This window comes from Ruegeria sp. BI11, from assembly GCF_056538005.1.
This window is the reverse complement of the sequence record NZ_JBQFSM010000004.1, coordinates 1-14,848: the sequence shown is the minus strand read 5'-3', so window position 1 is coordinate 14,848 and position 14,848 is coordinate 1. Positions and strand designations below refer to the sequence as shown.

The window sequence follows — 14,848 nt, the reverse complement described above, 5'->3', positions numbered from 1 at the left end:
GCGCCACAATGGCCTTACGCCCGGGCGGCTGCAACCCGGTTCAAGCGCTGATATGACGGATCGGCAGGGTTGCTGGTGCATCCTCGACCGAGAACCGCACAATCGTTGCGCCGTTCTGCATGGGGCTAACGGTGCAAGACAAATGGGTGCCATTGCGCAGCCGCATGCCACTTGACCATTCGGCGCGGTTGTCACGCATTTCCACAAAATCGCGAATCTCGCCAAGGATCGGTGAGGCGACGCTTTGTTCCTGCCAGCTGCGTGTCACGTCCAGCACGGAATCCGGCTCGAACCCAGCTTCGCCGGTATCACCCCAGAGCTGCTGATAGGCGCGGTTGGTGAAGGCCAGCGTTCCATCATCCCCAAATACCGCGATGGCATCGGCCAACTTGTCCAGAACCGATTGCATCAGATCCATTTCCGAACGGAACCGCCGGGTCAGGGTAATCTCGGCCGTGATATCCTCGAACAGAAAGGCCACAGCGCCGTCGGGATGCGGCCGCCCGCTGACCGAATAGACTGACCCCGAGGGCAGCGACCAGGTTTCTTGGTAATTCCCGTCCTCGGCCGCTTCGAGCAGGTCGTTCATCTGATTGCGCCAGCCACGGTAATTCTTGGGCTCCGGCATCATGTGTTGATCGCGCAGCCGGTCGAAAAAGCTGGACAGGCTGGGGCGGCAGCTCAGGAAATCCGGGGGTAGGGTGGTCAGGTCGATCAAGGCCGGGTTGAAAAGCGCCAGTTGTCGGTTACGGTCAAAAATGGCCAGACCAATGGACAGCTGCGCAAAGGTTTTCGTCATGGTCTGAACGAATTTGCGTTGGGCGGTTTCCGCGGCAACGATTGCATTGATATCGACGGCATAGCACAGGTGCCCCTCGGGGTGATTCACCAGCGTCAGGTCGAACCATAGCTTGTTGCCGCTGTCTTCGGACGAGATCGAGATGCGGCTTTTTGCACCCAGCCGTGCGTCCTCTCCGGTGCCAGGGAACATCGGTGCAGTCAGATCGGTATCTTGACCGCGAACTTTGCGCACCAGCGACACATAGGCAGCGTTGCACCAGCGCACGTTGTTTTGCAGATCCAGCAGCCACACCGGATAGGGCGCCTGTTCCATTGCCAGCCGGATCGGATCCTGCGCGTCACGTTGCACCGGGGCAGGGCGGTCGGCACTGTCGCGCAGTTGCACCCGAACGATCCCATCGATCCATTCGCACAGAACGTCGCGTTCAATGGTGCAATCGATGGCGGGAATGACCAACGTGCCCTCGCGTCGGATAAGGTCAGGTGTCTCGGGAAAGGTTGGAAAATCTCGTTGCAGCAGGCGGCGCAGATCGGGCCAGTCGCGGACCGCCTGAAACCCCTCCAGAGCAATGTCGGAATGGCTGATCAAACGGTCACCATCGAACAGAAAGACAACATCGAACAGAGACGCGGGCGAGGATAAGCCAAAATTATCGCCCCGTTGGCGACGGCGGGGCAACAGCCATTGCACCGCCAGGCTGGCGGATACTAGGCTAATTGCGGCCAGAATGATCCAGTCGACCATGCTCTCCTCGGTACTGATATCATGAGGAGGCACTATGCGTGTTAATGGTTAACGGGGTCTTAACTCAGACTTGGATGCGCTGGTTCGCGCCTGAGGGGACGGGCGTGTCTCCGGTCTGCGCATCCACCAGATTGCGCGGCCAGGAAACTCGCACAATCGCACCCCGCCGGTCACGGTTGTCGCTCAGGTTTTGATAGGGGTCTGACCCGTTGGCAAATTTCAGTTCTGCGCCGCTGCGTTCCAGCAGGGTTTTGGCAATGAACAACCCCAGCCCCATTCCTTCATATTCCGGACGAGTCCGCTGATCTGTCTCGGCTCGTCGGCGGCGCATAAAGGGATCGCCAATCCGCCCGATCATATGCGATGGGTATCCGCGCCCGTCATCCATGATGTTGATGGTAATCTGATCGGTGGTCCATTCGGCCTCGACCCAGACATTGGCACGGGCGAAATCCACTGCGTTCTGGATCAGATTGCGCAGGCCGTGAATGATTTCGGGCTTGCGGAGGATCGAGGGCTGTTGCACATCGCCGTCCCCGGCCGGACCTTCGTCAAAATGCACAACCTTGCCCCGGTGAATATGCGGCTCGGCGGCTTCATGCACGACGGTGGACAGGGGGGCCTGCCGCAAGTGCAGATCGTCTTTGCCCGCCCGGCCCATATCGCGCAGGATATCGCGGCAGCGGTTGGCCTGTTCGCGGATCAGGGCGGCGTCTTCTTTCAGATCGGGGCGATCATCCAGTTCCTCGATCAGCTCTGAGCTGGTTAGTTTGATCGTGGCCAGCGGCGTGCCCAGTTCATGCGCGGCGGCGGCGACGACCCCGCCCAGATCGGTCAGCTTCTGTTCACGCGCAAGGGCCATGTGAGTGGCAGCAAGTGCCTCGGACATAGACCGGACTTCGGAGCTGACGCGGTGGGAATAGGCCCCGATGAACACAATTGCGATAACGATCGCGGCCCAGTTTCCGAACAGCAACATATCAGGGATCAGCAAAGTCTGGCCCTGAACTGTACGCAGCGGCAGGTGAAACTCGGCCAGCAAGGACGCTACAAGGATCGCAACCCCCCCCACAATCAGGGTCGATCGCGTGCTCATCACATTAGCCGAGATCGTCACCGGCCCTAGCAGCAGCAAGGCAAATGGGTTGTTCAAGCCGCCGGTCAGATACAATAGAATGGCCAGCTGCAGCAGGTCGAACAGCACCATCAGAAAGTTTTCAAACTCGGTCAGGCGCTTGTTCTGTGGGAACAGCAGAATGGCCGTCATGTTACCCATGACCGAAACACCGATGGCCAGGTAACACAGCGCCAATTCCAACTGCACGTCAAAATACTGCTGCGCCACTGTGATGGCTGTGAACTGGCCGATAATAGCCACCCAGCGCAACAGGATCAGCGTGCGCAGCCGAATCCAACTGCTGCTTTCCTGACCGCGCCACAATGTGATGTTGGAATTCGCCATTGGTCTATTTTGTCCTGTTGCATCGGCTGTGCATCTTGATAGGTGTCCCGGCCGAAACGATCAACAACCCCTCTCATTTCAGGATTGATGTCATGACCCGCCTTTATGCCATCCTTGCAACCGTAGTTCTGGCCGTCGGTTTGGGCGCCATGTGGCTGCTGACATTGGGCGGTCGGTCGGATGACCAGTTCGCGCAATGCCGCTCGGCGCAGATCGCGGGCGGTTCAGCTGCCATTGGCGGCCCGTTCGAGTTGGTCAACGGCAAGGGTGAGACGATCACCGACAAAGACGTGATCACCGAACCGACGCTGGTTTATTTCGGCTACACCTTTTGCCCCGATGTCTGCCCCTTTGACATGTCGCGCAATGCCGAGGCCGTGGATATTTTGGCCGAGCGCGGCCAGTCGGTGACGCCACTGTTCATCTCGATCGACCCGGATCGCGACACCCCTGAAGTGATGGCGGACTACGCGTTTAACCTTGGCGGTAAGACCATCGCGCTGACCGGGTCGGCCGAGCAGGTGAAGGCCGCCAGCCAGGCCTACAAGACCTATTATAAGGCTCAGGACAAAAGCGACGAATACTATCTGGTCGATCATTCCACCTTTACCTACCTGATGACACCCGAGCACGGATTCCTGGAATTCTTCAACCGCGACGATACGGCTGAACAGATGGCCGATAAGGTCGGGTGCTTCTTGGATCAGATATAGGGCGCACTGTCGATTTGACCTTTGGAATGGCGCTGCTATTACTCATGTTTAAGCCAAAGACGTGAATTTGCGGAAAGAACAGAATATGGCGGACAGCTCTGACCTCGATATCGGCCCCGATAAATCCCTGCTTCTGGTGGATGATGACGAGCCGTTTCTGAGGCGGCTGGCCAAAGCCATGGAGAAGCGTGGCTTTGAAGTTGAAACCGCTGGCTCTGTCGCTGCAGGCCGCGCCATTTCAACCGCCCGTCCCCCCGCCTATGCCGTTGTCGACCTGCGGCTTGAGGATGGTAACGGTCTGGATGTGGTCGAGGTTCTGCGCGAAAAGCGCCCCGACAGCCGGGTTGTGGTTCTGACCGGATACGGCGCGATTGCCACCGCCGTGGCTGCCGTCAAGATCGGCGCGACCGACTACCTGTCAAAGCCCGCCGACGCCACCGACATTACCAGTGCGCTGCTGGCTAAAGGAGACGAACTGCCGCCACCACCGGAAAACCCCATGAGCGCGGACCGCGTTCGTTGGGAGCATATCCAGCGGGTTTATGAGCTGTGTGACCGCAACGTCTCCGAGACCGCCCGTCGGCTTAACATGCACCGCCGGACGTTGCAGCGGATTTTGGCGAAACGCAGCCCGCGGTAGCTCTCTTTCTGGCCGATTAAAGCGGGTTTTAACGCACTCTAGCAGTGGAATAATAGTCTAGCGCACTGTCCCGATGGTACATCAGGATTTCTGGTACCAGTTCCCTAGGCTGTTTACTGAAGCGAAATTCAGTTGTTTTCGTGTTAAATAACAAGAAATTATGATATGTGAATGCCGTCCAATCGCGGAGAATGGAATGAACAATCTTTCGACGGCATTTCGGCGGGCCCTGTCAAACTACGCTAATTTCAACGGGCGAGCTTCGCGTCCGACATTTTGGTGGTGGGTATTGGCCGTAATTCTCGTTCTTGTGGTGACGCGGATAATTGATGGGACCCTAATCGCACCGATGCTTGGATTTGGTGCGTTCGAGCCGAGCGCCGGCCAGCCGCTGTCAGTTCTGGTGTCGCTTGGGCTTTTGCTTCCCAATCTTGCGATCGGAGCCAGACGTTTGCACGACATTGGACGAACCGGTTGGTGGCTGTTGATTGGCTTCATTCCAATAATCGGAACCTTAGTCCTAATATACTTCTACATTCAGCCAAGTCAGGCTGGTTCGAACGATTTTGGAGACACGGACATCTTCCCCTAACCCGCTGGATCAAAGACGTGGCTTAGGACTACAGCTTCCGCAGCAATTCATCATGTCGGGCCGTATACGCTCGCCTTACCTCAACTGGCGGTCTAAGCTTGATCTCTAACCCTTCCATCACCGCCTTATCCGGGCGACCAAAGAATTTGGTCGCCTCGGTTTCAGAAAAGCCCGCGATCTGTGTCGCCTCCATCCAGGCGCTGATCTTGTCAGCCTTCTTAATCTGACGTTTCACCGTTTTCGGCACCGCAGCAGGCAATCCGAAGCGGATGTGGATCGCTGCCGCCAGACGGTCATCCAAAGCACCATAATCGGGGCCAACGGCGGATTTGACCGGCGAGATCATATCTCCGATCACATATTCCGGCGCATCGTGTAACAAAGCTGCGAGCCGCCATTTCACCGGCGCTTTGGGCGCAATCCGGCCAAAAAGCTCTTCGACCAGCAGGGAATGTTCGGCCACGGAATAGGCAAAATCACCCGCCGTTTGGCCGTTCCAACGGGCCACAAAGGCCAGCCCGTGCGCAATATCTTCGATTTCGATGTCGACAGGGGTCGGGTCCAGCAGATCCAGTCTGCGCCCCGACAGCATCCTCTGCCATGCTCGTGCTTGTGTTGCCATTATGCCATGCCCTGTGAAGTCGCACACGTAAGTTTCGCGTTTTTGTGTTATGATGTACCTGTCGAGATCACCAGCTGCCAACTTTTTCTTGACCAGTCGTGCTTTGAAGGGGTGCGTGGTGATACCGACATTAGTGCTGAGGGGGGCGCATGCTCCTCCTGGTGTGCCCCTCTCGGAACGTAACTCGTATCGAAAGGAGCTAGCTATGTTTAAGCGACTGTTTGGAATTACCCTGGCCTTTGGAATGGCCGCCACTGCCCCCCCTGCATTTGCCCAAGGTTGTGCGCAACGCGAGCATGTGATCGCCAAGCTGCAGGACAGCTATTCAGAAGAGCTGGTCTTTGGCGGATTGCAGAAAACGCGCGGTGCACAGGCGATCATGGAGGTTTGGACCTCGAAGGAAACCGGAAGCTATACGGTTCTGGTGACCCAGGCGAACGGCATTAGTTGTATTGTCGCCGTTGGCACCGATTTTTTTGAAGCGATCCCGAAGATTGCACTAAAGGGTGAGCCCAGCTAATTTTTGCTGCCAAATAATCTGTTTTCGGCCATCTGCGTTGCTACCTGCCCCAAGGGATGCTAGGGGGCAGCCCGGACCTGTTTACCGGAATGGAGCATATGATGGCCGGGGACTATATCGTTAAAGACATTGCATTGGCCGGATTTGGCCGCAAAGAGCTAGACATCGCCGAAACCGAGATGCCGGGCCTGATGGCCCTGCGCGCGGAATACGGTGAGAGCAAGCCCCTGAAAGGTGCGCGGATCGTGGGTTCGCTGCACATGACCATCCAGACAGCTGTGTTGATCGAAACGCTAGTTGCATTGGGCGCCGATGTGCGCTGGGCGTCGTGCAACATCTTCTCGACCCAAGACCACGCGGCGGCGGCGATTGCCGAGGCTGGCATCCCGGTCTTCGCCATCAAGGGCCAGACACTGGAAGAGCATTGGGATTATCTGGACAAGTCCTTCCTGTTCGAAGACGGCCCGAACATGATCCTGGACGATGGCGGCGATGCTACGCTGTACATTCTGTTGGGTGCCCGCGCCGAAGCGGGTGAGGACATCATTCCTGTTCCGGGTTCGGAAGAGGAAGAGGTGATCAAGAAACAGATCGCCAAGCGCATGGCAGCAAGCCCCGGCTGGTTCACCAAGATGCGCGACCAGATCCAAGGCGTGTCCGAGGAAACCACCACCGGTGTGAATCGTCTGTATCAGCTGGTGAAAGACGGCCACCTGCCGTTCCCGGCGATCAATGTGAATGACTCGGTCACCAAGTCGAAATTCGACAACAAATACGGCTGTAAAGAATCTCTGGTCGACGGTATCCGCCGCGCCACCGACACCATGATGGCCGGTAAGGTTGCCGTGGTTTGCGGTTATGGCGACGTGGGCAAAGGATCGGCAGCGTCTCTGCGCGGTGCGGGTGCCCGTGTGAAGGTGACCGAAGTGGACCCGATCTGCGCGCTGCAAGCGGCGATGGACGGGTTTGAAGTCACCCTGCTGGAAGACGAAGTTGCAAGCGCGGACATCTTCATCACCACCACCGGCAACAAGGACGTGATCCGCATCGAGCATATGCGCGAGATGAAGGACATGGCCATCGTTGGCAACATCGGTCACTTCGACAACGAAATTCAGGTCGCCAACCTGAAGAACCACAAGTGGACCAACATCAAGGAACAGGTAGATATGATCGAACTGCCCTCGGGCAACCGTATCATCCTGCTGTCCGAAGGCCGCCTGCTGAACCTCGGCAACGCCACCGGGCATCCTTCGTTCGTGATGTCGGCTTCGTTCACCAATCAGGTTCTGGCGCAAATCGAACTGTTCACAAAAGGGGATCAGTACGAAAACAAGGTCTACATCTTGCCCAAGCATCTGGATGAGAAAGTGGCCCGCCTGCATCTGGACCGCATCGGCGTGAAACTGACCAAGATGGATAATGAACAAGCGGCCTATATCGGTGTTGCGCCGGAAGGCCCCTATAAGCCCGAGCATTACCGCTACTGATCGCGGATCTGGTATGACCAAACGCACGGGACGCCGCCGGATTTCTTATCTGGCGGCGTCCTTCTTTTCGATCATCGTATTTCTATTTCTTGTTGGTTCCGGTGGGTACTTGCTGTTGTCCCATCCACAATCGCCTGTTCCCGCACATTGGAATCCGTTGCGGGGCCTGACGGTCACCGCTCTGGTCACTCCGGTCACAAAATACCAATTGAACTGGGCGCTGGCGGATGAGGCGCAATGTCGGGCGGTTCTGTCCGACGCGGGCGTGGAGTTCGCACCGATGGAGGATCTGGTCGTTGATCAGAATTGCGGGATTGCCGGTCGGGGCGCGTTGTCGCAACTGACCTCAGCCAGGGTTGCGGCTGTTGAGACACGGTGCACCACCGCCCTGCGTCTAGCGATGTGGGAATACCATGTGGTGCAGCCATCAGCGCAGGAGCTTCTGGGCACCAAGGTCCGAAAGTTGCGCCATCTGGGCAGCTATAACTGTCGCCGCATGCGCACGGCCCAAGGCGAAAACAGCGGGTGGAGCAGCCATGCCACCGCGGATTCAATCGACATTGTCGGGGTGGAACTGGCGGATGGACGGACACTCAGCCTGTTGCAGGATTGGGCGTCTTCGAGCCCCGAGGCCGAATTTCTGCGCCGGATCGGACGCGGCGCATGTGATTGGTTCCGTGTAGTACTTGGACCTGATTTCAACCGCTTACATGCCGATCATTTTCACCTTCAGGGACCCGGCTGGGGCAATTGCCGATAGTCGCGCCCGCCGGCTCAGCGTAGGGAGGGGATGAAATCACCGCGGCCCTGAGGCGTGAAATCTAGTACATTCCACAATGGCCACGCTGCATCCACATGCCGGGGATGCCATTCGCTGGGTTCAAAAAACAGCTCGGAACTCCAGAAATGACGAATACCGTCCGCGAGGCGCTGAAAGACATTCAGGATGGGAAGCTGGTCACCACCCTCCGTCTCGGCCAGATAGTCACTCTGGTAGCGTGTCCCCAGTGCGGAATAGAGCGGGAGTGCATTCCAGCCCATCTTGTCCTTGAGAGCCAAGAGCTTTTCGGGCGTATTCTGCGCCACCACTGCAACCGATGCCTTCTGCGTCAGATGATGGACCTGACTGTTCAGCCCGTCCAGAAAGGCCGAACACATCGGGCAGGGACGCTCCGCATCCGGTCCGTACATCAGCGAATAGATGATCAGCGTGTCCTTGTCTCCAAACAACGACGACATTGGCGCGGCCTGGCCTGCCAGATCTCGGAACGTGTAATCGTCAGGGATTTTACCACCAGCAGGTAGAGCACGGCGTAAGGCGGCGACCTCTTCAACCTTGGCTCTCAGGTCCCGCTCGGCGGAAAGAAGTGCGTTGCGCGCGGATCGGTATTCGGTGGTTTCATTGGGCAGGGAAACGGGCATGAGGACCTCCGGGAATCATAATTAACAAAAAGGTTAAATACTAAATCCACGAAAATCAATTCGCGGCGTTCCGCAAAGTTCGGCCTAGGGGGAAACCTTGTGATTTTTCCCTTTTGGGAAATCTCGTTGCAAGGCTAGTCTCTCGGGCATCGGTGAAACGTGCCGTGACAACGGATTAAGGAGATTGGGACATGGGTAAACGCGACGAGCTGATCGCCAAATACGCAGATGATCTGAAAAACAAATGCGGAATGGACCCCGACATGGACCTGCTGACCAAGGTCACCATCGGTTGTGGTCCGGCGATCTATGACGCCGACGCGTCAACTGTGGCTGCCACGCAGGAAGGTGAGCTTGAGACAGTCAAGAATAACTTCCTCATCAAGAAACTGGGCCTGTCCGATGGGCCAGATCTGATGAAGGGTATCAACAAAGCGCTGGAAACTTATGGCATGTCCGAGCGCAACAAATACCGTGCTGTGGTGTATTACATGCTGACCAAACATTTCGGCAAAGAGTCCGTCTACGGCTGAACCCTTGGTCAATGGGCGTCCGGCAGTCCGTTAGCGGGCGTTTTCAATTTTAAGCACTTGGCGTTTGTGCTGACTGCCGGAATTCGACTAGTATCAGAGTGTGACCAGGACGGTCAGAGCCAAAGATTTCCAAACGCGTGTGGTGAGTAGGGAGCACGCGGGGGTAGGGAAGGTTCTGTACCGTCGGAACCTTCCCGAATTTTCACTGGAACTCTTCAATAATTCGGGCAACAAACCGTTCCACTGGATCTGGTCGGCTTTTCTTGCCACCCCCTTTTCCAGCCAGGTAAACCTCAATATGACCAGGCCGCGTTTTTGAACCTGCCTTCGTAAAATCTCGAGAGATTCCACCAAGCGCCTTTGCTGTCAGATCAGCAATTTCCGCGTCTTTTGCGTGATAATACCGAACCTGAGTCGCCTTAATGGAAAAATTAACCCGCGCAGTTGCAACCACGTCGGTCTGATCTGAGGTCAAAACCTCAAGTACGTTAATGCTGGTCTCATTTGATACGCCCACGGGTACAAAAAGAGACACCTCAGTTTCTTTGGTCCTGTCTTGAACAGGCCAGTTGTCAGTCAATTCAGGGGGTGTTGGCGCCGAACCATGCGTGATCGCAAAGGCATACACGACGTCCGGCATGGATTTTAGTGGCGTCTTTGCTTGGTCTGAATTTTGCAGCACTGGTGGTGACAACGCGTCGGTGATGGCAATCACCTGGGGCGGTGTGTAACCCAACGGCTTAATTGGGTCCCTTTCTGCTAGCCCAAGCTTCGGTTGTGCTGCGGCGTCCTTGAGTTTCAATTTGCCAATATGTGTAATCGGCTCTGCGGTATCCGGTTCCAGATTGGGTAAAGGCACATAGTCTTCTCTCGGTTCGATTCTCGCGGAGATTTCAGGCTTTGTTTCAATGGGTAAGCTGGCCTGAATTACGGCGTCGGGGTTTCGCCATCCCGCCAAAACACTGGTTGTGGCCCAGTGCAGGAAAGCACCACAAAGCATTGCGCCAGCAATAACCGGATACATGCGATTCAGATGCCGTCGCCGGGGATGCGTTGTTGGGTGTTTTGACTGGGTGCTTTTAAACACAACCTGTTCGAATTTCGACTCGCCAGGTTCCGCTAGGGCTTCGCTCTGCGGTGTTTCATGGCAGTTACCTGACGGTGTTTTTGGCTCACGCGATTTCTGGGCTTCGGCCAGCGCAGCGGCGCGCTGCTCTCGTGCAATCTCGAGGCGCGTTTCCCAGTTTTTCGAACTCAGCTCAGCAGCAACGTCTTCTATATTCCCATCGCTGCCTTCAACGTCAGACATGGGTTCGTGCTTTCGAATTGATCAACCAAAGATCGAGCAACACCAAAAGACAGGCGATCACTAAATCTGCGACCGCCGTTGCCCCCACTAGGTGCAGCGCATAAAATATACCATTTTATTGGTGTCTTGAGAAGGTTTGCGCCTGTATGCGCTGAATCGGTCAATCCGGCTGGGTTGCCCCCAGGGCACAAATGGTCCGCCATTCCTCTTCAGTCACAGGTTGAACGGACAGGCGAGAGTTTTTTACCAGCACCATCTCGCCAAGACGTTCATCCGCCTTGATTTGGTCCAATGTAACCGGAGTTGTGAAGGGACGGATGGCCTTGATGTCGACGCATTCCCAGCGTTCATCATCGGTGGTGCTGTCGGGATGCGCCTCGGCGCAGACCTCGACAATGCCGACGATCGCTTTGTCCTTTTGCGAATGATAAAAGAACCCACGATCACCGACAGCCATCTGGCGCATGAAATTGCGCGCCTGATAATTGCGTACGCCGTCCCATTCTTCGCCTGCATCCCCTTTGGCAACCTGCTGGTCCCAGCTCCAGGTGGAAGGTTCGGATTTGAACAGCCAATACGCCATCAGCCGATGACCTTCTTCCACACGATCAGCTCGACGGATTGAAATAGCCCCGCCTTGGCATAAGGGTCGTTATCCGCCCAGGCCTGTGCCGCAGCCATATCTTCGACCTCAAGAATGATCAGCGAGCCGATCATCGCATCGCCATCCAGCAGAGGACCGGCCTGGGAGACAACGCCGGTTTCCTCGATATAGGCCAGGTGGTCGGCGCGGTTGTCCAGCCGGGTTTGCAGGGCACCGTCCTTGTCCTTGGCGATCAGGGCTATGAGCATATTATTCCTCCTTGAGGGGTCGATTGAGCAGGGTTTGGATGGCTTGGGGCACACTATAAGTACCATGGCTTAGGTCGGCCACCGTGGCGCTGATGGGCATGTCCAGCCCCTCGGCCAGGGCGATCTCGGCCATGGCCCGTGCGGTAGCGACGCCTTCGACCGTAGTGCGGCTGTCGAACGGGCGATTTTGACCCAAACACAGGCCAAAACGGTAATTTCGGGACAATTCGGACGAGCAGGTCAGCACCAGATCCCCCAGCCCGGACAGGCCCATCAAGGTATCAGGGCGCGCGCCCCGCATCAAAGCGAACCGCTGCATCTCGGCAAATCCACGGGTCATCAGGGCAGCGCGAGCGCTGTCGCCCAGCCCGGCGCCGATTGCTGCACCGCAGCCGATGGCCATGACGTTCTTCAAGGCACCGCCCAGTTCCGCGCCGATAACATCTGTGGTGCGATAGAGACGCAAGTTGGCAGTGGTCAGTTCGGTCTGCAGCGTTTCGCTCAGATCGGCATCCGCACAGGCCAGCGTCAGCGCCGTGGGCAGCCCGCGCGCGATGTCATCGGCGAAACTGGGGCCGGTCAGCAGAGCCGGGCGCGCATCCGGGATGGTCTGGTGGATCACCGAGATAGGACCAAGACCCGAGGAAAGCTCGATCCCTTTACAGCAGGCCACAAGCGTCTTTCCGGTCAGAACTTGGGCGTGCTCCTCAAGAGCGGTCCGCAGTTTCTGCATAGGCACCGCTAGCAACAGCACATCAGAGGTCGCAGCGTCCGGTATATCGGCTGTCACCAATATCTCATCCGGGAGGGTCACAATTGGCAGGCGTGTAGCGTTTTCGCGGGTGTTTTGCATGTCGCGTGCTTGCTCTGCGTTGCGCGACCACAAGGTCACCGGGCCGTTCCCGGCCAGTGAGATTGCCAGTGCGGTGCCGAATGCACCTGAACCGAGAATCGCGACGCTCATGCTTTGGCCCCTTTCTTGCCGCTGCCCAGCATTGCAGGGCTGGTCTGATCCAACGGCCAGCGGGGTCGGGCTGTCAGGTCCAACCCATCCCTGGCACCAGTACGAAACCGCTCGATCCCGGCATAGGCGATCATGGCGGCATTATCGGTGCATAAATTCAGTGGTGGAGCTGTAAAGCGCGCGCCTTTTTCAGCACAAACAGCCTCTAACGTGGCACGAATGGCAGAATTTGCCGCCACGCCACCCGCAACTGCGATCACAGGTTCTACAGGATTTTCGTCCAGATATCGATCCATCGCGCGGCGGGTTTTTTCTGCCAACGTATCGACGATGGCCTGCTGAAACCCGGCGCACAGATCGGCGCGGTCCTGACGGGTCAGCCCACCCTTTTCAGCCACGATCTGATCCCGCATTCGCATCAGCGCAGTCTTCAACCCCGAGAAAGACAGATCGCACCCTGGCCGGTCCAAAAGAGGGCGCGGAAAGCGGAACCGTTTGGGATCACCCGAACGAGCCTCAACCTCAACCGATGGACCACCGGGTTGCGGAAGGCCCAGCAAGCGAGCAGTTTTGTCGAACGCCTCGCCGGGAGCGTCGTCGATGGTGCCGCCCAGCCGGGTGAACTGTTCCGGCCCGTGCGCGATCAGGTACTGACAGTGACCTCCTGAAACCAACAACATCAGGTAGGGAAAGGCGATCCCGTCAGTCAGACGCGGTGTCAACGCGTGCCCGGCCAGATGGTTCACTCCAATCAACGGCAGGCCGGTAGACGCGCTCAGCCCTTTTGCGCACATGACGCCGGACATGACGCCGCCAATCAGGCCCGGCCCGGCGGTGACGGCGATGGCGTCCATATCAGATAGCGTCAGACCGGCGGCGTCCAATGCCTGAACGACGCAGATATCCAGTTTTTCCGCATGCGCTCGGGCGGCGATCTCGGGCACTACGCCGCCAAAAGCGCTGTGCAACTCGGTCTGGCCATGCACGATCGAGGACAGCACCTCGGCCCCCGAACCCTCGGTCTGGCGCACGACGGCGGCAGCCGTGTCATCACAGCTGCTTTCCAATCCGAGGACGGTAAGTGTTTGCACCATTGGTCTGATCCGTTACACCATGATTGCCAAGCGGGGTATCACCCTGCGCGGATGCAAACAATCCCAAGGCGGAAGGCGCCGACCGTTGTATTTGTTGATGACCCGCCCGCGCGCCGCCTCAGAACGGTTTGTCGCGCAGTTGTCGGCCCGCACCAGATCTCGGGTCAAAGTCATCTATTCCCCGATACTGGAAATCAAACCCCTGCCGATCAATGTCGACGTCGGTGGGGTGCGGGGGCTGATTTTCACCTCTGCAAATGGGGTGAATGCTGCCATGTCTCTGGGATTATCGCGCGACATGCCCGCCTTTTGCGTCGGCCCCGCCACCACCGGCACGGCCCAAATTGCCGGATGGAATGCGCAGATGGTTGGCGCAACGGCGGAAGAGCTGGTGGCTAATCTGCTGAAACACAGGCCCAACAGCCCGCTGCTGCATTTGCGTGGTGAACACAGCCGGGGCAATATCGCCAATCGCCTGACCGAGTCCGGGCTGACCGTGCGCGAACAGGCCGTCTATCAGCAACACTTGTTACCACTAACACCAGAGGCCTCCGCCGCCGCCAGTGGCAAAGAACCGATTATCGCGCCGTTATTTTCCCCCCGAACGGCGCGACAATTTGCCGATATCTGGACTGGTTCAGCGCCGTTGTGGCTGGCCTCGATCAGCGAAGCGACCGCGGAACCCCTTTATTCCTTGGACCACGCGCGTCTAAAGATCGCCAAAGCGCCGACCCAGAAGAAAATGAGGAAAGCAGTTAAAACACTTGTGAAACATGCGATGCGGGTTGAGGGTGGCGGGACCACCGATTAACTTAGAGTGGTCTGTTATTCATGCGATTTTGGATTCGATAAGGGGAATGTTGCGGTGGCTCGTAAGAAGAAAACCGATCAAAAGCCGGTGGAAGACCCCAAGTCGGACGAAGTGGTTGAATCCACAATTGCGGGGGAAGAAGCTCCTGTTGACGTGGCTGAGCCAGTAGAAGAGGCCTTTTCCGAAGCCGAAGCCGAAGCCGAAGCCGAAGCCGAAGCCGAAGCCGAAGCCGAAGCCGAAGCCGAAGCCGAAGCCGAAGCCGAAGCCGAAGCCGAAGC

The 14,848-nt window shown here is 57.3% G+C and carries 17 protein-coding genes and 1 pseudogene; 9 read left to right on the top strand and 9 right to left on the bottom strand.

Annotated elements, in window-relative coordinates; translation table 11 throughout:
• Nucleotides 1-40: 40 nt before the first annotated feature.
• A complete protein-coding gene (locus ACR0DT_RS10570; protein ID WP_480710699.1) occupies nt 41-1,546 on the bottom strand; it encodes a PAS-domain containing protein in 1,506 nt (501 codons plus the stop codon).
• A 64-nt stretch (nt 1,547-1,610) separates the two neighbouring features.
• A complete protein-coding gene (gene regB, locus ACR0DT_RS10565) occupies nt 1,611-3,008 on the bottom strand; it encodes a sensor histidine kinase RegB (RefSeq protein WP_480710698.1) in 1,398 nt (465 codons plus the stop codon).
• Between the two features lie 92 nt (nt 3,009-3,100).
• On the opposite strand from regB, the gene ACR0DT_RS10560 reads away from it, so the two are divergent.
• The 3 genes from ACR0DT_RS10560 (at nt 3,101) to ACR0DT_RS10550 (ending at nt 4,953) form a co-directional block, all read left to right on the top strand.
• Complete coding sequence (locus ACR0DT_RS10560) at nt 3,101-3,721, top strand: SCO family protein (protein WP_480710697.1); 621 nt, start codon at nt 3,101-3,103, stop codon at nt 3,719-3,721.
• An 85-nt stretch (nt 3,722-3,806) separates the two neighbouring features.
• Entirely contained in the window at nt 3,807-4,361 is a 555-nt protein-coding gene (locus ACR0DT_RS10555; protein WP_058283361.1) for an ActR/PrrA/RegA family redox response regulator transcription factor, read from the top strand.
• A gap of 196 nt (nt 4,362-4,557) precedes the next feature.
• Nucleotides 4,558-4,953 (top strand): DUF805 domain-containing protein, encoded by a 396-nt coding sequence (locus ACR0DT_RS10550; RefSeq protein ID WP_480710696.1) that lies wholly within the window; start codon nt 4,558-4,560, stop codon nt 4,951-4,953.
• A gap of 28 nt (nt 4,954-4,981) precedes the next feature.
• Here the strand turns inward: ACR0DT_RS10550 and ACR0DT_RS10545 are convergent, their stop codons facing one another.
• Complete coding sequence (locus ACR0DT_RS10545) at nt 4,982-5,575, bottom strand: HD domain-containing protein (protein WP_480710695.1); 594 nt, start codon at nt 5,573-5,575, stop codon at nt 4,982-4,984.
• A gap of 205 nt (nt 5,576-5,780) precedes the next feature.
• Here ACR0DT_RS10545 and ACR0DT_RS10540 point away from each other — a divergent pair, with 205 nt between their 5' ends.
• From ACR0DT_RS10540 to ACR0DT_RS10530, 3 genes are all read left to right on the top strand, one after another.
• The gene (locus tag ACR0DT_RS10540) at nt 5,781-6,095 is read left to right on the top strand and encodes a hypothetical protein (RefSeq protein WP_480710694.1); all 315 of its coding nucleotides are present in this window, start codon (nt 5,781-5,783) and stop codon (nt 6,093-6,095) included.
• Nucleotides 6,096-6,196: 101 nt separating this feature from the next.
• Nucleotides 6,197-7,585: an adenosylhomocysteinase gene (ahcY, locus tag ACR0DT_RS10535; protein ID WP_480710693.1), complete on the top strand. Its 1,389-nt coding sequence runs from the start codon at nt 6,197-6,199 to the stop codon at nt 7,583-7,585.
• A 13-nt stretch (nt 7,586-7,598) separates the two neighbouring features.
• On the top strand, nt 7,599-8,345 hold the full coding sequence (locus ACR0DT_RS10530) for an extensin-like domain-containing protein (protein WP_480710692.1): 747 nt from the start codon (nt 7,599-7,601) through the stop codon (nt 8,343-8,345).
• 14 nt (nt 8,346-8,359) lie between these two features.
• Here ACR0DT_RS10530 and ACR0DT_RS10525 read toward each other — a convergent pair whose 3' ends face one another.
• Nucleotides 8,360-9,007 carry a DUF899 family protein gene (locus tag ACR0DT_RS10525; protein WP_480710691.1) on the bottom strand — a complete coding sequence of 216 codons (648 nt, stop codon included), beginning with the start codon at nt 9,005-9,007 and terminating at the stop codon, nt 8,360-8,362.
• Between the two features lie 191 nt (nt 9,008-9,198).
• On the opposite strand from ACR0DT_RS10525, the gene ACR0DT_RS10520 reads away from it, so the two are divergent.
• Nucleotides 9,199-9,540 (top strand): DUF2853 family protein, encoded by a 342-nt coding sequence (locus tag ACR0DT_RS10520; RefSeq protein WP_480710690.1) that lies wholly within the window; start codon nt 9,199-9,201, stop codon nt 9,538-9,540.
• Between the two features lie 202 nt (nt 9,541-9,742).
• Here the strand turns inward: ACR0DT_RS10520 and ACR0DT_RS10515 are convergent, their stop codons facing one another.
• The 5 genes from ACR0DT_RS10515 to tsaD form a co-directional block, all read right to left on the bottom strand.
• Nucleotides 9,743-10,849: a hypothetical protein gene (locus ACR0DT_RS10515; protein ID WP_480710689.1), complete on the bottom strand. Its 1,107-nt coding sequence runs from the start codon at nt 10,847-10,849 to the stop codon at nt 9,743-9,745.
• Nucleotides 10,850-11,009: 160 nt separating this feature from the next.
• Complete coding sequence (locus ACR0DT_RS10510; RefSeq protein WP_480710688.1) at nt 11,010-11,432, bottom strand: EVE domain-containing protein; 423 nt, start codon at nt 11,430-11,432, stop codon at nt 11,010-11,012.
• On the bottom strand, nt 11,432-11,701 hold the full coding sequence (locus ACR0DT_RS10505) for a YciI family protein (RefSeq protein ID WP_480710687.1): 270 nt from the start codon (nt 11,699-11,701) through the stop codon (nt 11,432-11,434). The genes ACR0DT_RS10510 and ACR0DT_RS10505 overlap by 1 nt, the downstream gene beginning before the upstream one ends.
• Nucleotide 11,702: 1 nt before the next feature.
• Entirely contained in the window at nt 11,703-12,665 is a 963-nt protein-coding gene (locus ACR0DT_RS10500) for an NAD(P)H-dependent glycerol-3-phosphate dehydrogenase (RefSeq protein WP_480710686.1), read from the bottom strand.
• Nucleotides 12,662-13,759: a tRNA (adenosine(37)-N6)-threonylcarbamoyltransferase complex transferase subunit TsaD gene (tsaD, locus tag ACR0DT_RS10495; protein ID WP_480710685.1), complete on the bottom strand. Its 1,098-nt coding sequence runs from the start codon at nt 13,757-13,759 to the stop codon at nt 12,662-12,664. The genes ACR0DT_RS10500 and tsaD overlap by 4 nt, the downstream gene beginning before the upstream one ends.
• 97 nt (nt 13,760-13,856) lie before the next feature.
• Here tsaD and ACR0DT_RS10490 point away from each other — a divergent pair, with 97 nt between their 5' ends.
• Both ACR0DT_RS10490 and ACR0DT_RS10485 read left to right on the top strand, forming a co-directional pair.
• Entirely contained in the window at nt 13,857-14,570 is a 714-nt protein-coding gene (locus ACR0DT_RS10490; RefSeq protein WP_480710684.1) for a uroporphyrinogen-III synthase, read from the top strand.
• Between the two features lie 54 nt (nt 14,571-14,624).
• A pseudogene (locus ACR0DT_RS10485) lies at nt 14,625-14,848 on the top strand (hypothetical protein); the annotation flags it as partial.